Origin of the sequence: Phaeobacter inhibens DSM 16374 (assembly GCF_000473105.1) — a bacterium.
Classification (GTDB): Bacteria; Pseudomonadota; Alphaproteobacteria; order Rhodobacterales; family Rhodobacteraceae; genus Phaeobacter; species Phaeobacter inhibens.
Genome location: NZ_KI421498.1, coordinates 2,107,042 through 2,129,885 on the forward strand (window position 1 = coordinate 2,107,042; position 22,844 = coordinate 2,129,885).

The following is a 22,844-nucleotide window of genomic DNA, read 5'->3' on the forward strand; positions in this document are numbered from 1 at the left end:
CTGGCCCTCTGAAACAGCATAGGAGTACGCAGCATGCGTCGTGTCGTCGTCACCGGTCTGGGCATCGTATCGTCCATCGGGAACAATGCCGAAGAGGTCCTTGCCTCTCTCAAAGCAGGAAAATCCGGCATCGAAGCCAGCCCTGAAATGGCTGAACATGGCTTTCGCAGCCAGATCGCTGGCACGCTCAAGCTGAATGTGGCGGATCATGTCGACAAACGCACCCTACGCTTCATGGGGGCTGGCGCGGCCTATGCTCATATCGCAATGAGCCAGGCTATTGCTGATGCCGGTCTGTCCGAAGAGCAGGTGGTAAATGAGCGCACAGGCCTCGTTGCGGGGTCGGGCGGGCCATCCACATCGGCCATGCTAACCGCCCATCAGACAGTTCTGAAGACCGGCGCGACCAAGCGTATCGGGCCGTTTGCAGTGCCCAAATGTATGTCCTCCACCATCTCCGCCAACCTTGCGACCGCGTTCAAGATCAAGGGCATCAACTACTCCATCACGTCCGCCTGCTCCACCTCGCTGCATTGCATCGGCAACGCAGCTGAGCAAATCATGATGGGCAAACAGGATGTGATGTTTGCAGGCGGCGGCGAGGAGCTGGACTGGACGCTTTCGTGCCTGTTCGACGCGATGGGCGCAATGTCGTCGAAATATAACGATACCCCAGAGAAAGCCTCGCGTGCCTTCGATCAGGATCGCGACGGGTTTGTGATTTCCGGCGGCGGCGGCATTGTCGTGCTGGAAGATCTGGATCACGCTTTGGCGCGCGGTGCCAAGATTTATGCTGAGGTAAACGGATTTGCCGCGACCTCGGATGGTCACGACATGGTTGCCCCCTCTGGCGAGGGCGGCGAACGCGCCATGCGTCTGGCCCTTCAATCGCTGCCGGACGGCCGCAAGGTAGACTACATCAATGCCCATGGCACCTCGACCCCGGTTGGCGATGTCGGTGAGATCGAAGCGGCCCGCCGGGTCTTCGGTGCGGGCAATGTCCCTCCGATTTCGTCCACCAAATCAATGACTGGTCACGCACAGGGCGCGGCTGGCGCCTTGGAGGCAATTTTCTGTCTTCTGATGCTGGACAACGACTTCATCACCCCGTCGATCAACGTCGACACCCTGGCCGAGGGTATTGAACCCGCAGAGGTCGCAACCCAGCTGGTGGAAAACGCCGGTCTGGACAGCGTGATGACCAACAGCTTCGGCTTTGGTGGCACCAACGGCTCAATGGTCTTGAGCAAGTACAAAGGATAACGGCGGATGTCAGGAGTATTGACGGGCAAGCGTGGCCTGATCATGGGGGTCGCCAACGATCGTTCGATCGCTTGGGGTATCGCCAAGGCCATGGCTGAGGCCGGAGCGGACCTGGCCTTTACCTATCAGGGTGAGGCTTTTGGCAAACGTCTTGAGCCGCTGGCGCAGAGCGTTGGCAGCGATTTCATGGTCGATGTCGATGTGACTGACGATGCCTCGCTCGACACGGCCTTCGAACAGCTGTCTGCCCGCTGGGACAGCATCGACTTTGTCGTTCACGCCATTGCCTATTCGGACAAGGCAGAGCTAACCGGGCGGTTCCTTGACACCAGCCGCGAGAACTTCAAGAACTCGATGGATATCTCGGCCTATTCCTTTGTTGAAGTAGCACGCCGAGCTTATCCGCTAATGAAGGATGCGGGCGGCACGCTGCTGACGCTAACCTATCAGGGGTCAAACCGTGTGGTTCCCAACTACAACGTGATGGGCGTCGCGAAGGCAGCCCTTGAAAGCGCCACGCGCTATCTGGCCAACGACCTCGGCCCCGAAGGGATCCGCGTCAATGCGATCTCGCCCGGCCCGATGAAGACACTGGCCGGCGCTGCCATTGGTGGCGCGCGCAAAACGTTCAAGCATACCGCGCAGAACGCGCCGATGCGGGACAATGCAACGCTGGAAGCCGTGGGCGGCACAGCTGTCTACCTCGCCTCTGACGCCGGAGCCTGCACCACCGGTGAAGTCATTCGCGTCGACGGGGGATTTCACGTCCTTGGAATGCCGCAGCAGGACAATCTCTGATCGCGATTAATCGCGACTACAAAACCGAAGGGCACCCGCAGCGGTGCCCTTTTCTTATTCCGGCGCACGATCCTCGCGCTGCGCTACCGACAATTCCTGCGCAAGCATGGCGACCAGCTCCGCCGTTGGCATGACCCGCGCGTGGGCGGCACCCTGCCCTGCCCATTGCGCACCATAGCCAAATTCATCACGGTTTTTCGCCGCCGCGTTCAGCGCCTTCCCGGCGTCATAGGCGATGGGGTAAGCCGGGATCCCTGCATCACGGTTCTGGCGCCCCCAATCGGTAAACCGGTTGCTCAGACAGCGTGCCGGACGACCGGATATCACTGCTGTCATTTCCGTTTCGGGATCGTCGGCCAACAAGGCTGCCCGGTATCCTGCGTCAGCACTGCTCTCCGGGCAGGCAATGAAGGCGGTTCCAAGCTGCGCCGCTGCAGCGCCTGCGGCCAGAGCATCGGCGATATCCGCCCCGGTCATCATCCCGCCCGCGGCAATCACCGGCAGCGTCTGTGCCGCCGCCAATTCGCGGACCAGCGGTAAGGTCTGCAGCCGCTCATCCTCACCGGTGGGATCAATAATGCCCCGGTGGCCACCCGCCTCCCACCCCTGCGCAACAATAGCATCAATGCCAGCGCGCTCCAGGCTACGGGCCTCAGTGAGCGAGGTTGCGGTGGCGAGCACTACGACACCTGCGGTTTTCAGCGCCGCGATGACATCCTGCGAAGGCAGGCCAAAGTGAAAGCTGACAACCGCCGGGCGCTGCGCGATCAACATGTCCTGCATGTCGCGATCTACGCAAAAACTGGTGTATATTTCGCGCAAACTCTGCGGTGGCGTCGCGCCGAAGCCCTGAAACACAGGTGACAGATGTTGAAGCCATCCCGCCTCTCGCACAGGGTCCGCGGTGGCGGGTTTGTGGCAGAACACATTTACATTGAAGGGCCGACCGGTCAGTGCCGCCGTCTGAAGAAGCATCTTCTCGGCCTGCTCGACACTTGCCGCGCCGATACCAAGCGCACCGAGCCCGCCCGCATTACTGACAGCCGCCGCCATCTGGGGCGTACTGACGCCGGCCATCGGCGATTGCAGGATCGGCAAGGATATCCCCAGACGATCCATTAACGCTGCTGAAGTAGAAATACTGCTCATCACACTCTCTTTCGCCACGAAGCCTATTTGGGCAAAAGAGCCGGTTTGATGAGGCGGCGCAAGTGGCGCCACCTCAACCGATCTTAGTTGATCGATACCAATTCGATATCAAAAATCAAATCCTTGCCCGCCAGCGGGTGGTTGGCATCTAGGGTCACAGTCGCCTCTGTCACTTCAACCACGGTCACCGGCAGAACTTCCCCGGTCGGGGCCTGCATCTGCAGTTGGGTGCCAACCTCAAGCGGGATGTCATCAGGGATGCCTTCGCGTGGGATGGTCTGACGAGCCTCATCATGGCTAGGGCCGTAGGCCTGATCAGCAGGGATATCGAGCGTTTTCGTCTCGCCTGCGGTCATGCCGATCAAACCAGCATCCATCCCTTCGATTACCTGACCGGAGCCAACGGTGAACTCAAGCGGCTCGCGCCCTTCGGAGCTGTCAAAGACGCTGCCGTCTGTCAGCTTGCCTGTATAATGGATGCGTACGGTATCGCCGCTTTTTACCTCGGTCATGGGACCTCCAGTTGGTTTCACGTTACAAAGGCGCGCACAGTATAGGACCCGTCCCTGATGTAAACCCAACCGGCCGACGCCCCTGACTGGTCGCTGTTTGTCGGAGAATGCACCGCATTGTGGCTGGAGTTGACGCCCGTTTTGCGCCTAGGCTGGCACAACCACAGGACACCGGACGGGAGGCCCCATGGCGATCACAACCTGTATCTTCGATGCCTATGGCACATTGTTCGACGTGACAGCGGCCGCACGACAGGCTGCTCAGGAGCCGGAGTTCCCGCATCTGATCGACCATTGGGCCGAGCTGGCCAACCATTGGCGACTGAAGCAGCTGCAATACACCTGGCTGCGCGCCATCACCGACGCCCACACCGATTTCTGGCAGGTCACCCAAGATGGATTGGACTGGGCGATGGACGCCACCGGCCTCAGTGGGGATCCGCAACTCCGCAAACGATTGCTCGATCTCTATTGGCAGCTTCAGGCCTATGAGGAGGTGCCGCAGATGCTGCGCGCGCTCAAGACGGCTGGGCTGCAGACAGCGATCCTGTCCAATGGATCACCCAAGATGCTGGAAGGTGCAGTCAACTCGGCCGGGGTGAGCGGGCTGCTGGACGATGTCTTGTCTGTCGAGGCCGTCGGGGTCTTCAAACCCGATGCACAGGTCTACGACCTCGTCGAGGCACGGTTCAACTGTCAGCGCGACGAGGTATTGTTTGTCTCCTCCAACGGCTGGGACGCCGCCGGCGCGGCGGGGTATGGATTCACCACAGCCTGGGTCAATCGGAGCGGCGAACCAATGGATCGTCTGCCCTGGACGCCAAATCATGTGTTGAGCGATCTGAGCAGTATCCCGAAATTGCTTGATACATAGTCCTATGTCGCATGTATCAGAACCGCTTTCAGTCTTCACCAGCTCGGACGGGTTGCAACTCGCCTATGACGACTCCGACCATTCAGGCAACGGAGCGCGCCCGCCATTGTTATGCTTGGCGGGTCTAACTCGCGACGGGCAGGATTTTCGATACCTTCGGCCGCATATCCATGGTCATCGGATGATTACGCTGGATGCACGCGGTCGAGGCAGGTCGCAATACGCCGAAGACATTCACAGCTATTCGGTCCCGCGTGAGGCGCAGGATGTGATCGAGCTGCTGGATCACCTTAATATTGATCGCGTCACGATTCTTGGCACATCGCGCGGTGGACTGGTCGCTATGGCGCTGGCCGCCTTGCACAAACACAGGTTAGCTGGCGTGATCCTGAACGACGTCGGGCCAGAAATTCCGGCCGATGGGATCGCGCGGATCATGGCCTATGTCGGGCATCGTCCTGCGGCAAAAACCTACGAACAGGCCGCCTCGGCGCTGGCTGCATACATGGCCCCAGCATTTCCCGGTATACCAATGGCGCGCTGGCGCGAGGAGGTTGAGGTTTTCTACACCCAGACCCCGGAAGGTTTGGCCCTGCGCTACGACGCACGGTTGCGCGACGCCCTACTGGCGCAAGCTGCCGCCGGGCCGACGCCAGATCTGTGGCCGCTGTTCCAATCTCTCAGCGGGGTGCCATCGGGGGTCATCCGTGGGAGCAACTCGGATATACTCAGCCCCGACACCTACCAGAAAATGCAGCTCCACCTGCCGGAGCTGCTTGCCGTGGAGGTGCCGGACCGCGGTCATGTCCCTTTTCTCGATGAGCCCAGCTCGCTGGCGCTTATCCATCGTATTCTGGAGATAGCCCAATGACATCTTTCGCCGCGATTGCCGCTGCTGCCGACCGTCTGAGTGGCCACGCGCGCGAGACGCCGCTGTTATCTTCGCCGTTTCTGGACGAAATCGCTGGACGTCGCGTGCTGATCAAGGCCGAGTGCCTGCAACACACTGGTTCGTTCAAGTTTCGCGGCGGCTGGGCCGCCCTCTCGGCGCTGACCGATGAGCAACGGCACCGCGGCGTACTCGCGTATTCCAGCGGCAACCACGCACAGGGTGTGGCCGCTGCAGCTGCCGCACATACCACTCCCGCCGTCATCCTGATGCCGCAGGACGCGCCAGCCATCAAAATTGCCAATACACGCGCGCTCGGCGCTGAGGTGGTTTTGTTCGACCGTGCCAAAGACAACCGTGATGCCATCGGAGCAGAACTAGCAGAGGCCCGCGGCCTTACCCTGATCAAACCCTACGACGACGTAGAGGTCGTCGCCGGACAAGGCACTGTTGGCCTGGAGATTGCCCGGCAAGCTGCGGACCTTGACGTGACTGAAGCGGATGTTTTGGTCTGCTGCGGCGGTGGCGGTTTGACCGCCGGCGTTGCCCTTGCCCTGGAACAGACTGCAACAAAAATGAAAGTAAGCCCTTGTGAGCCTGAGCGTTTTGACGATGTCACCCGATCACTGGTTGCGGGCAAAATCTGCCGAAACGAGGCCTCTGCGGGCTCACTCTGTGATGCAATACTGACGCCCGCACCGGGCGAAATCACCTTTCCCATCCTGGCACGGCTCTGCGGCTCAGGCATCGTGGTCAGCGAAGAGGACGCAATGCGCGCTATGGTGCTGGCCTTCTTACGGCTGAAGATCGTCCTGGAACCCGGCGGCGCGGTGTCTCTCGCAGCAGCACTGTTTCATGGCGATCAATTGAGCGGCCCTGCCGCAATCGCTATAGCAACAGGCGGCAACGTCGACGCAGCCCTTTTTACTGAGGCGTTGCATCGGTTCGGCTGACTCCGAATGACCGCCCTTATCGAGTTTGGAGCACAACATGACCGAATTCACCATTGCATCCTTCAATGTGAAAAACCTGATAGGTCCGGATCAGGAATATTATAAGTTTCAAAGTTACACGCCTGAAGAATACGCGTGGAAGGCCGATTGGATGGCCGATCAGTTGTTGACGCTGGATGCCGATATCGTTGGTTTCCAGGAGATTTTCGAGGAAGCGCCGCTGCGTGAGATTATCGCTGAGACCGACCGGCGCGGGCATGAGGCAAATGCCGCCAGCCTGCCTGATCGTTCCAAACGCTATCATCGAAAGGCGATTTTCCGCAAGCTCGCCTATACCCCCTACACTGAGGCTGAGCTGGCTTTTGCGCCCAACATCAACGATAGCAAAACACCAGGGAAACGGCGCCCTGGCCTCGCGATCCTTTCACGATATGGCTTCGCTGAACCGGTCGAGATTATTCAGGACCTGCCGCAACCTCTGGATATTCCGATGGCCTGCCTTGGTGGTGAAGACGATGCGGGCTACTACACGCTGAGAAGGTTGTCGCGTCCGATCATGAAGGCCCGGATCCCCGTTGCCGGTCAGATTGTCAGCGTCTTCAACTGTCACCTGAAATCCAAGCTGGGCGAGTTCATCACCCCGCAAGGTGCACCCTATCCGCCAGAAATCGTGCTCACGGCCTATGATGCGGGTGGTCGCGCCTTGGGCGCGCTGCGCGCAGCTCTGCGACGTATGGCTGAAGCCTGGGTGCTGCGGCGGATGATATTGGACGAATTGGAACAGAACCGACCGGTCATGGTATTGGGAGATTTCAACGACGGGGAAAACGCCGTCAGCTCCGAAATTATCAGCGGCGAGACACCATTTCGGAATTATTCCTGGATGCTGCGCCACGACGCCCGGCATTCTGGAGACCGTTACAGTGCAGAGGAGGACCAGCAAATCCGCGAGACAATCGACAAGTTTCAATTGCGGTCGGCAGAAAAGCAATTCCTCAAAAAATCGCTCCGCGATGTGGTCTACACCACCGCATTTGGTGGCGTGCATGAAAGCATCGATCAGATCTACATGTCCCGTCATTTTGATCCGGACTGGGCGGGCTGCATCGGAGAGATGCAATATTTTAGCGTCTTCAATGACCATCTGACCGATGGCAGCCACCCCGAAGCTCCCTACAACAAACTCGCCTCTGATCACGGGCAGATCATGGCTCATATGCGGCTCAAATATGAAGATTAGGGTCGCATATGCTTATCTCTTCACGATCTGGCTGACTTTACCTGACGGATAGCCCGCGTTAATAAGCGCGACTGAAAACACCCCCGGAGCCCCCTATGCCATTTGTTGATCTGGGCGATGTCCAGCTACACTACCAACTGGATGGAACTGCCGATGGACCTCCGTTGATCTTTGCCAATTCTCTTGGCACTGACCTGCATGTTTGGGATCTGGTGGTGGAACGACTGCCAAAAGAACTGCGCATTATCCGCTACGATCTACGTGGCCATGGCGGCACACCCGCAACCCCCGCCCCCTACTCCATGGGCACGTTGGTCCGCGACGCCGAGCGCTTACTGGACCAGTTGCAAGTGAAGGGCTGCATCTTCGTCGGGCTATCTATCGGCGGCATGATTGCGCAAGGGCTGGCAATCAAGCGGCTGGATCTGATGCGTGGGCTGGTGCTGTCCAACACCGCCGCCAAGATCGGGACCGCCGCCGCCTGGCAGCAGCGCATCGAGGCGATCAAACGTGATGGGATTGACGCCGTGGCAGACACCATCATGGAGAGATGGTTTGCCCCCGCATTTCGCAAGTCACCCGAGCTGTCTCATTGGCGCGCCCATCTGCTCCAGCAATCGGTCGAGGGCTACATCGGATGCTGCGCGGCGATCTCCGGGACGGATTTTTACACCCCTACCAGCGGCTTACGATTGCCGACCTTAGGCATTGCGGGCTCAGACGACGGCGCGACACCGGCGGATCTGGTGCGCGAAACGGTCGATCTCATCCCCGGTTCCAAGTTTGAGTTGATCCGCCGCGCCGGTCATATACCTTGTGTCGAACAGCCCGAGGTTTTTGCGGATCGTCTGATCACCTTCCTGACGGAGCAAGGCCATATTTGATGAGCTAATAAACCGCAGGCCGGTGCTTGCTCGGAAGCGTGCGAACTCGCCCCAATATGTGGCACACACGGTAGCCGATTTATCCCATGATAAGATGACAGACCTGAACATATCCCAATTGCCGCCCACTACTGCCCCAATCGGATAACAGCGGCTATCGCACCCCTAGTGAAAGATCTCTGATGGCCGCTTCTCTCTTCGACAGCCAGCTCTATGCCTCATTGTTTTCCGCCGGAGATATTTCCCGGCTGTTCTCAGACAGTGCCGAAATCCGCGCCATGCTGCTGGTCGAAGGGGCACTGGCCAAGGCGCAGGGCAAGCTCGGCCTCATCCCGGAAGACAGCGCTGCAGCGATAGGGCGGGCGGTAATGGAGGTCGCTCTTGATCCCGGCGCATTGACGCAAGCGGCCGGGCAGAATGGCGTCCCGGTTCCCGGTCTGGTGAACGCATTAAGGGATGAAATGAACGCACCGGAGCACGCACAATATGTGCATTGGGGGGCGACCTCGCAGGATATTATGGACAGCGCCCTGATGCTCCGGTTGCGGCAAGCACTTGCAGCTGTTGAGACCGATCTGCTCACCCTGCTTACACAACTCTCCGATATGGCCGACACCCATGCCAACCTTCCGATGGCTGCACGCACCTATGGCCAGTTGGCCACCCCGACTAGCTTCGGGGCCGTTGTGGCCGCGTGGGGACAGCCTCTGGCTGCGCTGCTCGAAGAGTTGCCAACGCTCCGTCAAACCTGTCTGCTGGTCTCACTTTCCGGTGCTGCCGGGACGTCCAGCGCACTGGGCCCCAAGGCCAGCGAGCTTCGCGCAGAGCTGGCTGCGGGACTGTCTCTGGTGGATCCGCAGCGTAGCTGGCACACGGATCGCAGTCCGGTTTTGCGGATCGCAGACTGGCTCACCCGGGCCTGCACTTCATTGAGCAAATTGGGGACCGATTGCCTTGCCCTGCGCCAAAGCGGCATCGACGAGCTGACAACCATTACAGCGGGTGCATCCTCAACCATGCCGCAGAAACAGAACCCCGTTACCGCCTCAGCTCTGATCGCGCTGGCATCGCAGGCGACCGCTCAGCTTTCGGCTCTGCATCACGCCGCCGCACATCAACACCAACGTGACGGCGCCAGTTGGTTTGGCGAATGGTTGAGCCTTCCGCAGATCGTTTTCTGCGCCGCAAGTGCAGCCCGAACGGCTGTCTCCATGACCAAGGGGCTGGCGCCAGACGCAAAGCAGATGTTGCGCAACCTCCAGGCTGCCAATGGGACAATCTATGCAGAAGCGCTGAGCTTTGCCTTGGCGGAGCAGATGCGGCGAGGTGACGCGCAGACTGCGGTCAAGGATCTCTGTGCAAAGGCAGCACAGGAGGGCGTACCTCTGCAAGAGGTTGCTACCGCGCAATTTCCAGAGCTGGATCAAGCCACCATCTTTGACGCAACACGGCAACTTGGATCAGCCCCAGAAGAAGCACAACGATTTGTAAGAACTGTAGCCGCTCTGAAAGGCCGCAAAGAATCAACGTGATAAACTGCTCATCAGCGATCTAGGCGGGCGCATCCTGGCATCCTTGCGCCTATGTCCCCCGGGATACGACGCTTCATTGACGGTTTCAGACTTGCAGCCCTCCTCCCCGCGGTCCACCGTGGCCTGCAAACAGGGAGAGAGATCGCATGCCAATCATCAAAGCCGCCGTCTGCCATGAGTTCGGCAGCCCTCTCGTGATTGAGGATGTCCAGCTCGCCGCACCTCGCGACGGAGAAGTTGAGGTGACGCTGGACGCCGTTGCGATCTGCCATAGCGACATCTCCTATGCGGAGGGCGCCTGGGGTGGATTTCTGCCCGCCGTCTATGGCCACGAAGCCGCTGGGGTAATCAGCGCAGTCGGCGACAATGTGCAGAACTTCGCTGAGGGCGACAGCGTCGTCGTCACTCTGATCCGATCCTGTGGCAGCTGTCCCAGCTGCGCAGGTGGTGTACCAACCTTGTGCGAAACCCCCTATGATGCCATCAACGGTCCGCTCAAAACCACCGACGGAGCGCCGTTGATGCAGGCAATGGCCTGCGGTGCCTTTGCTGAGCGGGTCGTCGTGGACCAACGCCAGATCGTAAAAATCCCAAACGAAATAGCCAAAGATGTCGCCGCGCTTATCTCCTGCGGCGTCATCACAGGCGTTGGTGCGGCAGTGAATGCCGCAAAATTGCGCGCGGGCGAGGATGTTGTGGTGATCGGCGCAGGTGGCGTTGGCCTCAATGCGATCCAGGGCGCTCGCATTGCGGGTGCTCGCCGGATCGTTGCCGTCGATCTGAGCGAGGAAAAGCTGGAGATTGCCAAGGAGTTTGGCGCGACCCACACAGTCCTCGGCCGCCTCGATGCGCCATGGAAGGCCTCATACAAGGCTCTTGGCGGCAGAGGGGCTGATGTCGTGCTGGTCACCGTTGGCGCCATCCCGGCCTATGAGCAGGCCACGCGATATCTGGGTATCGGTGGGCGCATGGCAATGATCGGCATGCCGCACTCGGGCGCGAAAGCCAGCTATGAGCCGGTCATCATGGCTGCCATCGGACAAGGCATGATCGGCTCCAAAATGGGTGACGTGGTAATCCAGCGCGATATCCCTTGGATGGTGGACCTTTATCAGCAGGGGCGCCTGAAGTTGGACGAGTTGATTTCCGGGCGCTGGAGCCTTGAAGACATCAATGCAGCGATTGCCGATACAAAAACAGGATCGGCGCGTCGCAACGTCATCCTTTTTGATCGATAGACCTCTGAGCACACACGGAAGAACCTGACATGAAACTGCAAGACCTCGACATCATTGTCACCGCTCCACCAGCACCTGGTTGGGGGGGGCGCTACTGGATCCTGCTCAAGGTGACCACCGACACCGGTATCACCGGCTGGGGCGAATGCTACGCCGCCTCCGTTGGTCCAGACGCAATGTCGCATGTGATCCGCGATGTCTTCGAGCGGCATATGCAGGGCATGAATCCCGAAAATATCGAATTGATGTTTCGGCGGGCCTATTCTTCGGGATTCACACAGCGCCCCGACCTCAGCGTCATGGGCGCATTTTCCGGCCTTGAGATCGCCTGTTGGGATATCCTCGGCAAGGATCGCGACCGGCCGGTTCATGCTCTCATTGGCGGGCGGATGAACGACCGGTTGCGCGCCTATACCTATCTTTACCCGCTGCCCCATCACGACATTGATGCGTTCTGGAACACCCCCGAACTGGCGGCCGAATCTGCAATCGCAGCAGTAGAAAAAGGTTACACTGCGGTCAAATTCGACCCGGCCGGTCCTTATACGACGCGGGGAGGGCATATGCCGGCCCAATCTGACATCACCCAATCCGTCGCCTTTTGCCGTGCGATCCGTGAGGCCGTCGGCGATAGGGCAGATTTGTTGTTTGGCACCCATGGTCAGTTTACGCCGGCAGGGGCAATTCGGCTCGGCCAGGCATTGGAACCTTATGAGCCGCTGTGGTTCGAAGAGCCCACGCCTCCCGATCTGGTCGCAGATATGGCTCGGGTTGCAGATCGGGTGCGCATCCCGGTCGCGACAGGGGAACGGCTGACGACAAAAGCGGAGTTCGCCGCCATCTTGCGGGCAGGTGCGGCAGAAATACTGCAACCGGCCTTGGGACGATCAGGCGGCATCTGGGAGACCAAGAAAATTGCGGCCATCGCCGAAGTTTTTGGCGCACAGATGGCACCACACCTCTACGCCGGCCCCGTCGAATGGGCCGCCAACATCCAGCTTGCGACCGCGATCCCCAACCTCTTGATGATCGAAACAATCGAGACACCGTTTCATGCGGCGCTGATTAAGCAGGGTATCACCGTTGAGGACGGTTTTGTGACCCCGTCAGACACGCCAGGTCTTGGCATTGAGGTCGACGAAGACCTTGCTCGCGCCAATCCCTTCATCGGGGATGATCTGCACCTCAACATGCAGGATGCCCCATGCAACTATGCCGAGGGAAACAGCTTTGTGGGCGGAGCCCCTCCTATGGAGGACTAGCAAACGCCACGCCGTAGATGCCCGTGTCATCTGCGAGAAACCGCCATGCCGTGTGCCACAGGCGCCCGGCATGGCCCAACGGGATCGGATCTTGACCAAGATCCGGCGACGGGCGGGAGTGCATGTAATGAAGAAAAACAGTCAGCTGTCTTCGACGATATTTTGCTGCTGTTCACCCAGCCCATCGATGCCTAGCCGCAGGGTATCGCCTGCCCTCAAATAGATCGGGTCGGGTTTCTGCCCCATCCCCACCCCCGGCGGTGTCCCGGTTGCAATGAGGTCACCGGGATGCAGTGTCATCAACTGGCTGAGATGCGAGATGATTTCGGCGACGGAGAAGATCATCGTACTGCTGTGACCCCGCTGCATGCGCTTGCCGTTCATATCACAGTAAAGCGCAAGTTGCTGTGGGTCGGGAACCTCGTCGGGCGTCACCAACCATGGGCCAATCGGGCCGAAACTGTCACAGCTCTTACCCTTGGTCCATTGCCCGGACAGATCCATCTGGAAGGATCGCTCCGAGACGTCATTGACTACGCAATACCCCGCCACATGGTCCAACGCGTCCTCAGCCCCGACATATTTGGCCGTTTTCCCAATCACCACGCCCAATTCCACCTCCCAGTCGGCTTTCTCCGCGCCTCGCGGTAAAACCACTGGATCGTTGGGGCCGCTGATGGCCGAATTCGCCTTCAGAAACAGGATGGGATGCTTCGGGATCGCCAGCCCCGCCTCCTCAGCGTGATCCCGGTAGTTCAGACCGATACAGAGAAATTTGCCTACGTTGCCAACGCAGGGGGCTAGCCTCGGCTCTCCCCGAATGATCGGCAAATCTGCCAGTGGAAGCGATGCCAGCTTCGCTTGCGTGTCACGCCCCAGTTCTGCGCCCGTGAGATCTGCGATATAATCGCCAAGATCTCGCAGAGTGCCATCGTCGGCTTTGAGGCCCGGACGAATACCAGAGGCGCTATGATATCTCAGTAATTTCACGACGGTTGCTTCCCCTTGATCCCGAACACCCGCGCCCCGTTTGGACGCTTAGACACTGCACCAAACATTGTCAGCTCGACACATAACCCGCCACGACTTGCAGCAGTTTGAAGGCGGTCGCCGCATCGTTTTCCACAACCGCAAGGAACTCCTCCTCACCAATCCGCAAACAGGTCAATTCGCTTTCCGCAATCATGCTGAGGGCTCGGGGTTCCTTCCGGATCAGACCCAATTCGCCAACCAGACGACCGGCGCCAACCTTGGCAACCAGTCGGTGTGTGTCCCCGTCCTGCGGCAAGTACAGGCCTGCCTCTCCTTCCAGCACCATATAGGCGCCATCGCTCGCCTCATCATCTTTCAGAAACACTGTGTCGCCAGCTTTCGCCGTGTACCAGCGCGCCCCAAAGGCCAGCAGACGCAGCTGACGGCGGTTGAGCTCGGAGAACAGCTCTGTCTGCTCCAGCGCTCTGAGCTTGCGCGCGAGGTCGGCACTCCCGGCGCCATCGCTGACCGCATCCGCGACCGGGCTATCGCTGACCAGTCGCCCCTGACGCAGTTCGTAGTAGCCGTCGAAAACATCCGGACTTTCGAAGCTGCTGCCAAGGTAGATCAGCGTGGTATCCGGCAACAGCTGGCGCAGGTTCTTATGAATCGCGATCCGGGTGTCGAGATCATAACTCGCCATGGCGGCGTCCAGGATCAATATATCTGGGCGCTTGATAGACGCCCGGGAAAACGCAAGCGGCTCGGCAAAGCTGGCAGCAAGCCCCTGCCCGCCCAGCGCGATCGGCAGATCAAAGATCAGCTCAACCACATGGTCGCGGACACCGTTCTTCACCAACACATCCGAGACAAGTTTCTGCACCTCTTCGGCCCGTCCCCCGGCGCTATCGGATACTTTGCCAAACAGGGCGTTTTCCAGAACTGTCAAGCCGGGTGCAAATGTCCGGTCATCAAGCGGTTCGAAAATATCGTCCAGCGTGGCCATCAGCTGGCTGGAATGGCTCTGCCGAAAGGCCAGAATACGCTCTTCTATCTCACTGCTGAACGCCGCACCGATCTGCTCAGCAGAAATGCTGAAGGGGACGATCAGCAATCGCGCCAGCTCCTCATGGCTCAGCGCGGAGACACCATCGTTACGGGTCTTGTCCACCAGCGCAAGCGCCCCCTCATAGGCCGAGGTCTCCAGACCCAGCTTGCGGAACAGTGGATGATCGGTGCCGTCGATACCAAAGATCTGCCGTAGCATTTCCACCACATCGCGGCTTAGGGCCACTAGATCCACGTCCAGATTGAGCTCCCGCAACTGATCGAGAAAATCATCCTGCTGACGCAGCACGTCTTCGCTCATGCGGCCCTGTGTGGTTGCATACAGCAGGTTTTCAGCCACTGGCAGTGCCGGGTTGTACCGATCAGGTGCCAAGAAATGCACATAGTCATCTAGGCCCGCGTCGATGACGGCCTGCTGCACGGTGCCCCGCAGATCGACGAGTTGCTGCGCCAGTTCCGGGTGGCTTGAGGCCTCAAAGCGTTGCTCGACCCCACGGCGAAACAGCGCGGTGTCGGATCCAATGCCTGAAACCAGCCTGAGCCACCAGTCGCGCAGCTCCGCCTCGCTGGAGAACCCGGCGAGGGCCGGATCAAGCCACGACGCGTCGAGCGGATCGGGACTATTGCCTGCACGCTGCGCCACATCATACCGCCGCAGATCCTGTGCGGCTCCCAGTGGCCGCTGTCGGATCGGCATCATCACATTGTCGCCAAACGATCCCTGAAACAACACCGGTCGGGAGGTGGCATGTCCGATACGTGCAGCGATCACCGCCTGATGAATGTCGCGCATATCCTGGCCATCAATCGAAACCTCACCGGCCGAGGGCAGCAATTCCCGGGTGAGCAGCCCCGCCAAGGCGCGGCGGTCTTCCTCCGATGGGGCGGCGACGCCAATCACCTTCCCTGCCGGGAACCGCGCGTTCAGATCTTCCAGAACGAGATTGCCATTGGCATCACGAACATTGACCCCCTCAACGACGATATCGCCCTTCAGGCGCTGCAATTCATCCGGTGCGCCAGTCATCAAGGCCTCGTCCACCATTCCCGGAGGATCGAACCGCTCCAGAATGACATCCCAACGCAACGCCATATCCTGCGTCTGGTTGTAGTAGGCCAGCAACTCCTTCCAGGGAGACGCCAGATCCTTGTAGGCTGCGAGAGCTGCAACCAACGCGCCAAGCGAGACCTTCCCCTCCAGCACCAGGTAGCCGCCCACCGCGTAGAACAGGAACGGCGTTAACTGCGTGATGAAGTTGTTGAGAAACTTCATGAAGAATTTCTTCTGATAGATCTCAAACCGGATGTCATAAAGCCAGCCAAGCCGGTCAGTGATCACAGCCATCCGATAGCGCCAGCCGCCATTCAGACGCAGGGTCGACGCCCCCGCCGCACTCTCTCCTATTTCGGAGGCCAAAGCTCGAATCTGGCGAATGCGTTTCTTGTTCAACAGGTTAATCTGGCGCTGCAACATTGGGATCAACCAACCCTGCAACGGAATAAGTGCAACAGCCGCCAGTCCGAACCAGACATTCTGCATAAACAGGAAATACAGGATAGTCAGCATCTGACCCGCCTGCAGAACCGGCTGGCTGACCGCATCCCCCATCAGCCCGCCCATAGGCTCGCTCTCGGATGTGATCATCGAGACCAATTCACCCTGACTGACACGCTCGAAATATGGTTGCGGAAACCTAAGCACACGCGAGATCAGGCGATAGCGAAACCGCCGCAACATCCGCTCAGCCAGAATGCCCTTCATCGTGTTGATGCGCATCTTCAGCAGGCCATGGGCCAGCACGGCCATAAGGAACCCGCCGCACAGCAGCCAAAGGTAGTGCAGCTGGGTCAGCTCATAACCAAACAGATCAATGCTGGAGCTTTGGGCACCGATAGCATCATTGATGATGCGCTTTGGCAGCTCCAGTGTCAGGTACAATAGTGGAAACAGGCAGGCGGTAACCACCAGCAAGACCATCTGGTCGCGCTTGGAGTAAGTCCAGATAAACCGAAAGAGAGTGCGTTCTATGGGACGGCTCCGAAATGGCGACAGTTGCGGAAACGGATCCTGATATGCCTAGCCCGGATTGCCCGTTGCAGGCAATGGCAACAAGGCGATCCAGCAATCGAAGTTCCGACCCAAGCCACATGACAACGCTCTGATAAGACACAGTTGACGGAGCGTCGCGACGAATACTGTTACAGGCCATTTGCCAGCATCCAAAAAATACGTAAGCTTTCAGAGCTTGCGACACAAAATGAGGCCGTTCCCTTGTCAGATCCTCTTGCATCCCTGTTGGGATTGCTCTGCCTGCTTCAGATCAAGCACATGTTTGCCGATTTTTATCTGCAGACGCCCAAAATGCTGTCAGGTCGCGGGGAATATCTGCATGCAGGGCGCGCGCAGCATGCCGGGGTTCATGTATTAGGGTCGATCATTGCCTTCGTGATTATGGGGGCACCTGTCGGATTTGTTCTGATTATCTGCGCACTGGAATGGGTCGCCCATTTCAATATCGACTATTGCAAGGCCTGCTATTCCAAGCGCAAGGAGCTGGCCCCGGATATGGCTGTCTACTGGCGTGCAATGGGGACCGATCAGGCGTTGCATCAGCTTACCTATCTGGCGATGGCAGCCGCCTGGGCACATGTGAGTTTCGGATAGCCCCCGAAGAGCAGCGGCGAACATCCCGGTCACCAATTCAGACCGTTCTAAGGCGCCACCGGTTCATCGCGTTTAATAGTTCGCAGAACCACGTTTGTCTGCGCGCTGGCCACTGCCGGCAAACGGAACAAAAACTCCTCCAGAAATCGGTTGTAGGCGTCCAGATCGGGCGCAAGCACGCGCAGGTGATAGTCTGACTGCCCGGTGGTCGCATAACATTCCTGAACCAAACGGCTGGTCTCCACCGCCCTGATGAAGTCCGCTAGCTTATCGCGGTCATGACGTGTCAGCTGGACGTGTACGATGGCATGAAACCCGAGCCCCATCGCCTTTGCATTCACTACCGCACCATAACGCTCGATGACGCCTGCCTCCTCAAGCGTGCGCACCCGCCGCCACAGCGCTGAGGCAGACATGCCGACAGCATCAGCCAGATCCGCGTTCGACATCCGCGCATCCCGCTGAAGAAGTGTTAGGATGCGGCGGTCGCGGTCATCCAGCGTCAAACCATCGTTCATGAAAATATTTTCCAAATTATCTGCCATGATGAAACATCTATTCACCTTTGCGCCCAATAGCAAATAATCTGGCACAAATTTTCGGCATAACCGGGTTATCCTTTCAGCCAATATCCATATTGATGCAAGGGATGTCCCCATGACCCAGCTCAGCCATGATTTCCGCAGCTACCAGCTGGATGACCGATATGATTATACCAAAGGCCGCGTTTTCCTAACCGGCACACAGGCGCTCGCCCGGGTCATGTTGGATCAGGCCCGGCGCGACAGGTCTGCGGGACTGAACACGGCGGGTTTTGTCTCAGGGTACCGTGGCTCACCGCTGGGTGGGGTCGATCTGGAATTCTGGCGCAGCCGAAAACGCATGGACGCCCACAACATTACTTTCATGCCGGCAGTCAACGAAGACCTGGGCGCAACGGCTGTTCTGGGCGCGCAGCAAGCCATTCTCGACCCACATTGCGAGGTCGAGGGCGTGTTTTCGATGTGGTATGGCAAGGGACCGGGTGTCGACCGGTCCGGCGATGCGCTGAAACACGGCAACGCTTATGGCTCATCAGAGAAGGGTGGCGTTCTGGTGGTTGCGGGCGATGACCATGGCTGTGTCAGTTCCTCCATGCCCCATCAATCCGACGTGGCCTTCATGTCGTGGTTCATGCCGGTTCTGAACCCTGCAGATGTCTCTGAGTTTCTGCAATTCGGCGAATATGGTTTTGCCCTTTCGCGCTACTCCGGTACGTGGGTCGGGTTTAAGGCCGTCTCAGAAACCGTAGAGAGCGCCCGTTCGGTCGAACTGCGCCCGGATCGCAGTTTCACCTACCCAGAGCTTCCGGATTACCCTGGGGGGCTGCATATCCGCCGTTCCGATCTCCCCTCTCCCGAGATCGAAACCCGGATCCACGCCAAACTGCGTGCGGTACGGGCCTTTGCCGAGGCCAACCCGATCGATACCCGGATCTATGACCTGCCAAAGGCGAAATTCGGGTTTGTGACCACGGGCAAGGGTCACCTCGACCTGATGGAAGCGCTGCGGTTGCTCGGTCTTGATCAGGCCGCCTGTAAGCGTTTGGGCATCGATATCTACAAGGTTGGTATGGTCTGGCCGCTTGCTCGAACAGAGGCGCTGCGCTTTGTGAAGGGCAAACAGGAGGTGCTGGTCGTCGAGGAAAAGCGCGGCATTATTGAAAGCCAATTCAAGGAATACTTCTACGACTGGCCGGGCGACAAACCGGAGCGGATGGTTGGCAAACATGACAGCCAGGGCAACCCGCTGATCCCTTGGACCGGTGAACTGTCCCCTCTGACTTTGGTGCCGATTGTTGCAGAACGACTGAACCGGTTTTTCCCGGAGGAAAACCTGCTGGATCGGGCGAATGCCCTAACTGCGCAACCGCCCCGGTTGCTGAATGTGCCAGGCGCCACCCGCACGCCCTATTTCTGCTCGGGCTGCCCTCACAACACCTCGACCAAATTGCCCGAGGGCAGCAAGGCGAATTCCGGTATCGGCTGCCACGTCATGGCAAGCTGGATGGACCGCGATACCGCCGGCTATGCCCAGATGGGCGGCGAAGGTGTACCTTGGACAGTCGCCTCCAAATTCAACGGCGGCAAACATGTGTTTCAGAATCTTGGTGAGGGGACATGGTATCACTCTGGTTCGTTGGCCATTCGTCAGGCTGTCGCGGCCGACACGAATATTACCTACAAGATTCTCTATAATGACGCAGTTGCGATGACGGGCGGTCAGCCGGTAGATGGCCCTGTGAGTGTCTCAGGCATCGCCCAGACCTGCCGCGCCGAAGGCGTTGACCGGATCGCATTGGTGTCGGACGACATTGAGAAGTTTTCCAAATCAGAGTTCCCGGCAGGCACCAGTTTTCATGATCGCAGCGATTTGGACAGCGTCCAGCGTGAACTACGCGAGATCCCGGGCGTGACTGTCCTGATCTACGAGCAGACCTGCGCCACCGAAAAGCGCCGCCGCCGCAAACGCGGCACGATGGAGGATCCCAAGCGATTTGCCTTCATCAATGACCTGGTCTGCGAGGGCTGCGGCGATTGCTCTGTGGAATCCAACTGTCTCAGCGTTGAGCCAAAAGAAACCCCCTTTGGTCGCAAACGTAAGATCAACCTCTCCAGCTGCAACAAGGACTTCTCTTGCCTGAACGGCTTCTGCCCCAGTTTTGTGACCGTAGAGGGCGCGACACGACGCAAGAAGGAGGTCGCTGCACTGGATGCCTCGGCCTTGACGGCAGATCTGCCGTCCCCGGCTCTGCCGTCACTGAAAGAGCCGTTCGATCTTCTCGTGACAGGCGTTGGAGGCACCGGTGTGGTCACCGTAGGGGCGCTGATCACCATGGCAGCACATCTGGAGGGCAAAGGCGCGAGCGTGCTGGATTTCACCGGCTTTGCACAGAAGTTTGGCACAGTGCTGGGCTATATCCGGCTGTCCAATACACCGGAGGCCCTGCATCAGGTGCGCATCGACCAAAGTGCCGCAGACGCAGTCATCGGCTGTGATGTGGTCGTCAGCTCCGCCCCAAAGGCATCGGCCCATTATCGCGACGGTACAAAGATGGTACTGAACCGCGCCGAAATGCCGACAGGCGATCTGGTCCTACGTCGAGATGCAGACCTGATGGCCAATCTGCGTGAGACATCCATTGCAGATGTCATCGGCGCGGACAACCTGTCGGGGTTCAACGCAAACGAGGCCGCTGAAACCTTGCTCGGCGATGCTGTTCTGGCCAATGTCATGATGCTTGGTTTTGCCTGGCAGAACGGGTTAGTGCCGGTGAGCCTCGGCGCGCTGGATCAGGCAATTGTGCTCAACGGGGTCGCAATCGAGAAGAACCGCTTGGCTTTCGCAATCGGGCGCGCCTTTGCGCATGACCCTGCCCGGCTATCCGACCTGTATCATGAAGCGGACGCTCCAGAGGAAACGCTGGCAGAACTGATTGACCGGCGCGCCACCTTCCTGACTGGATATCAAGACGTCGCCTATGCACAGTCCTATACCGCGCTGCTGGAGGTGCTGCGCAATGCGCTCCCTTCAAAAGGGTCAGACGCGCTAGTGACCGCCGCCGCGCGATCTCTATTCAAGCTGATGGCCTACAAGGATGAATTTGAGGTGGCCCGCCTGCTGAGCGATGACAGTTTCAAACATCAGCTTGAGGCCGAGTTCGATGGCGACTTCCGGGTGAATTATCACCTCGCACCGCCACTTCTCAGCCGGAAGAGCGATGCGCGTGGGCGCCCTCAGAAAATACAATTTGGTGCATGGATGCGCCCCGCCCTGCGCCTTCTCGCCAAAGGTCGCCGTATGCGTGGCAGCCGCTGGAATCCATTTGGGCGCCACGAAGAGGCGCGTCTGCACCGCGACTTGCTGGCGTGGTATCAGACCATCATCACCCGCACCGCTGAGCACTATTCACACGAGCATCATGACGGCTGGCTGAAAGTGCTCAGCGCCCCGATGGATATCCGGGGCTATGGTCCAGTGAGGATGGCAGCGGCTGAGAAGGTCAAAGCCGAAGTCAGCGCCCGGCTGGAGACGCTTTGATATCAGCCGTCAAGGGCGCCAGAATTCTCTGGCATAGTCAGCAAATTCGGCCAGTTCTTCGGGGCTGGCCGCTTGCCCTGTGAACACTTCCAAATAGGCCCCTGTCATACTGAGCCGCTGGTCATAGGGCTCGTTAAGGCCCGCCATATCGTATCCTAGCTGCATATAGTAGAGCACCTTGGCCCGCGTCTCCGCGTCGCGTTCCGCGTAGTCATAGCGCCGGAACATTGCCGTCAGCGCATCGATCCGCCGGGCGTCAGACATATCCAGAATATTGCGCACGTGACCGGATCTGCGCGCCCAGTCGCGCACCGCGAAATCCAACGCCGTATTGAACAACTGCGGATTGGCGGTGCAGCGAAACACATTCAGCACAGCCGCCGCAATGGTTTCAGCCTCTGCCTCGGCCTGCCCGATCATGCCGATCGTATTGGTCTGCTCCCAACTGGTCAGCAGTGCGTCGAGCAGATCCTGTCGCGACTTAAAGTACCAGTAAAACGAGGAGCGTGAGACACCCATCCGCTCGGCCAGGGCCAGCACCTTCACCTGTTCGACCCCATCGGTGATGAGAACATCCATGGCAACATTCAGCCAATCAGCACGGGTAACCTTGATGTTGCCAACCAGCGGAGCGGCATCTGGATCGTCACGGTGCAGAACGGGTTTATCTGCCATGTCAGACCTCTGAGTTGTTGGATATAGAACGCGGCAGAGAAGCCGCAGGAGATGTCCTCAACTTGCCGCTGTTTGTGACCGCTGTCCATCCATGCGGCAGACGCCCACCCCAACAATGTCTACAGTCGAGCACTGGGTCGCGCCGCGATCCGATCATGCCATGCACGGGTGGCGATGCTCCCCTCAGGGATACGCATTTTGATAACCCGCGCAAAATCGACAAAAACAAATGCAGCGATATCGGCAAGGGTCAGATGATCCAGGGCAACAAAGGTGTTTTGCTGCAATCGCGCCTCCAACAGATCAAAGAACTTATGCGTTCGGGCAAGGCCGCGCTCCGCCAACTCAGGGATCTGCGCATGGTTCTCCGGGCCGGGAATGGCCCGATGGGCAAAGGCCGGGTGGCTGTTGCGTAATGCCTCGGCGATGGGCAGACCCCCCTGCGCCTCGACGATCGCGTGCCACATCAGGACCTGCCCCTTTTCCTCAGGTGTGCGTCCCATCAAGGGAGGCTCAGGGTGCAACGCTTCCAGATAGGCTGCAATCCCGAGGTTCTCAGTCAGGGTCAGCCCGTCGTCGGTCGCCAGAACCGGCAGCGTTGCCTGCGGATTGATGGTGCGGAATTCCTCCGACATCTGCTCGCCTTTGGCGATGGAAATGTCCCGCGTTTCGATGTCCAGACCTTTTTCCGCGATGAACATCCGCGCCCGTCTCGGATTGGGTGCAGTGCTGCAGTCGTAAAATATCATCCTGTCACCTCTCGCCAGCTCCTATAGTCCCGGATCAGCCT

Annotated in this window: 19 protein-coding genes; 12 read left to right on the top strand and 7 right to left on the bottom strand. The window is 58.9% G+C overall.

Translation table 11 applies throughout. The features are described 5' to 3' along the window. The first annotated feature begins 33 nt into the window (after positions 1-33). Both fabB and INHI_RS0113855 read left to right on the top strand, forming a co-directional pair. Positions 34-1,263 (top strand): beta-ketoacyl-ACP synthase I, encoded by a 1,230-nt coding sequence (fabB, locus tag INHI_RS0113850; RefSeq protein ID WP_027248023.1) that lies wholly within the window; start codon positions 34-36, stop codon positions 1,261-1,263. A gap of 6 nt (positions 1,264-1,269) precedes the next feature. Then, positions 1,270-2,061: an enoyl-ACP reductase FabI gene (locus tag INHI_RS0113855; protein ID WP_014873565.1), complete on the top strand. Its 792-nt coding sequence runs from the start codon at positions 1,270-1,272 to the stop codon at positions 2,059-2,061. A 54-nt stretch (positions 2,062-2,115) separates the two neighbouring features. On the opposite strand, the gene INHI_RS0113860 is transcribed toward INHI_RS0113855, so the two are convergent. Together INHI_RS0113860 and INHI_RS0113865 are read right to left on the bottom strand one after the other, a co-directional pair. Then, positions 2,116-3,210 carry an NAD(P)H-dependent flavin oxidoreductase gene (locus tag INHI_RS0113860; protein ID WP_027248024.1) on the bottom strand — a complete coding sequence of 365 codons (1,095 nt, stop codon included), beginning with the start codon at positions 3,208-3,210 and terminating at the stop codon, positions 2,116-2,118. An 83-nt stretch (positions 3,211-3,293) separates the two neighbouring features. Next, positions 3,294-3,722 carry an FKBP-type peptidyl-prolyl cis-trans isomerase gene (locus INHI_RS0113865; RefSeq protein ID WP_014879132.1) on the bottom strand — a complete coding sequence of 143 codons (429 nt, stop codon included), beginning with the start codon at positions 3,720-3,722 and terminating at the stop codon, positions 3,294-3,296. Between the two features lie 187 nt (positions 3,723-3,909). Here INHI_RS0113865 and INHI_RS0113870 point away from each other — a divergent pair, with 187 nt between their 5' ends. The 8 genes from INHI_RS0113870 to INHI_RS0113905 all read left to right on the top strand — a co-directional run bounded on the left by INHI_RS0113870 (position 3,910) and on the right by INHI_RS0113905 (position 12,594). Further along, complete coding sequence (locus INHI_RS0113870; protein WP_027248025.1) at positions 3,910-4,596, top strand: haloacid dehalogenase type II; 687 nt, start codon at positions 3,910-3,912, stop codon at positions 4,594-4,596. Between the two features lie 4 nt (positions 4,597-4,600). After that, a complete protein-coding gene (locus tag INHI_RS0113875; RefSeq protein ID WP_027248026.1) occupies positions 4,601-5,467 on the top strand; it encodes an alpha/beta fold hydrolase in 867 nt (288 codons plus the stop codon). Then, entirely contained in the window at positions 5,464-6,438 is a 975-nt protein-coding gene (locus INHI_RS0113880) for a threonine ammonia-lyase (protein WP_027248027.1), read from the top strand. The genes INHI_RS0113875 and INHI_RS0113880 overlap by 4 nt, the downstream gene beginning before the upstream one ends. Before the next feature lie 37 nt (positions 6,439-6,475). Continuing rightward, positions 6,476-7,678 carry an endonuclease/exonuclease/phosphatase family protein gene (locus INHI_RS0113885; protein ID WP_027248028.1) on the top strand — a complete coding sequence of 401 codons (1,203 nt, stop codon included), beginning with the start codon at positions 6,476-6,478 and terminating at the stop codon, positions 7,676-7,678. A 95-nt stretch (positions 7,679-7,773) separates the two neighbouring features. Next, positions 7,774-8,562, top strand: a complete 789-nt coding sequence (gene pcaD / locus INHI_RS0113890; protein WP_027248029.1) for a 3-oxoadipate enol-lactonase — start codon at positions 7,774-7,776, stop codon at positions 8,560-8,562. 182 nt (positions 8,563-8,744) lie between these two features. Continuing rightward, positions 8,745-10,094 (top strand): lyase family protein, encoded by a 1,350-nt coding sequence (locus tag INHI_RS0113895; RefSeq protein WP_027248030.1) that lies wholly within the window; start codon positions 8,745-8,747, stop codon positions 10,092-10,094. A 146-nt stretch (positions 10,095-10,240) separates the two neighbouring features. Further along, complete coding sequence (locus INHI_RS0113900; RefSeq protein WP_027248031.1) at positions 10,241-11,332, top strand: Zn-dependent alcohol dehydrogenase; 1,092 nt, start codon at positions 10,241-10,243, stop codon at positions 11,330-11,332. A gap of 29 nt (positions 11,333-11,361) precedes the next feature. Next, on the top strand, positions 11,362-12,594 hold the full coding sequence (locus INHI_RS0113905; protein ID WP_027248032.1) for a mandelate racemase/muconate lactonizing enzyme family protein: 1,233 nt from the start codon (positions 11,362-11,364) through the stop codon (positions 12,592-12,594). 141 nt (positions 12,595-12,735) lie between these two features. Here INHI_RS0113905 and INHI_RS0113910 read toward each other — a convergent pair whose 3' ends face one another. Next, positions 12,736-13,584, bottom strand: coding sequence for a fumarylacetoacetate hydrolase family protein (locus INHI_RS0113910; protein WP_027248033.1), 849 nt, complete (start codon positions 13,582-13,584; stop codon positions 12,736-12,738). A 70-nt stretch (positions 13,585-13,654) separates the two neighbouring features. Further along, positions 13,655-16,612 carry an ABC transporter transmembrane domain-containing protein gene (locus INHI_RS0113915; RefSeq protein ID WP_027248034.1) on the bottom strand — a complete coding sequence of 986 codons (2,958 nt, stop codon included), beginning with the start codon at positions 16,610-16,612 and terminating at the stop codon, positions 13,655-13,657. A gap of 294 nt (positions 16,613-16,906) precedes the next feature. Between INHI_RS0113915 and INHI_RS0113920 the strand changes: the two genes are divergently transcribed. Beyond that, positions 16,907-17,299, top strand: coding sequence for a DUF3307 domain-containing protein (locus INHI_RS0113920; protein ID WP_014873552.1), 393 nt, complete (start codon positions 16,907-16,909; stop codon positions 17,297-17,299). A gap of 47 nt (positions 17,300-17,346) precedes the next feature. Here INHI_RS0113920 and INHI_RS0113925 read toward each other — a convergent pair whose 3' ends face one another. Further along, positions 17,347-17,844 (bottom strand): Lrp/AsnC family transcriptional regulator, encoded by a 498-nt coding sequence (locus INHI_RS0113925; protein WP_051338969.1) that lies wholly within the window; start codon positions 17,842-17,844, stop codon positions 17,347-17,349. A gap of 112 nt (positions 17,845-17,956) precedes the next feature. On the opposite strand from INHI_RS0113925, the gene INHI_RS0113930 reads away from it, so the two are divergent. Next, positions 17,957-21,379: an indolepyruvate ferredoxin oxidoreductase family protein gene (locus tag INHI_RS0113930; protein ID WP_027248036.1), complete on the top strand. Its 3,423-nt coding sequence runs from the start codon at positions 17,957-17,959 to the stop codon at positions 21,377-21,379. 9 nt (positions 21,380-21,388) lie between these two features. On the opposite strand, the gene INHI_RS0113935 is transcribed toward INHI_RS0113930, so the two are convergent. Both INHI_RS0113935 and INHI_RS0113940 read right to left on the bottom strand, forming a co-directional pair. After that, on the bottom strand, positions 21,389-22,054 hold the full coding sequence (locus INHI_RS0113935) for a TetR/AcrR family transcriptional regulator (RefSeq protein WP_014873549.1): 666 nt from the start codon (positions 22,052-22,054) through the stop codon (positions 21,389-21,391). Between the two features lie 119 nt (positions 22,055-22,173). Next, positions 22,174-22,803 (bottom strand): glutathione S-transferase family protein, encoded by a 630-nt coding sequence (locus INHI_RS0113940; RefSeq protein ID WP_027248037.1) that lies wholly within the window; start codon positions 22,801-22,803, stop codon positions 22,174-22,176. Between the last annotated feature and the right edge of the window lie 41 nt (positions 22,804-22,844).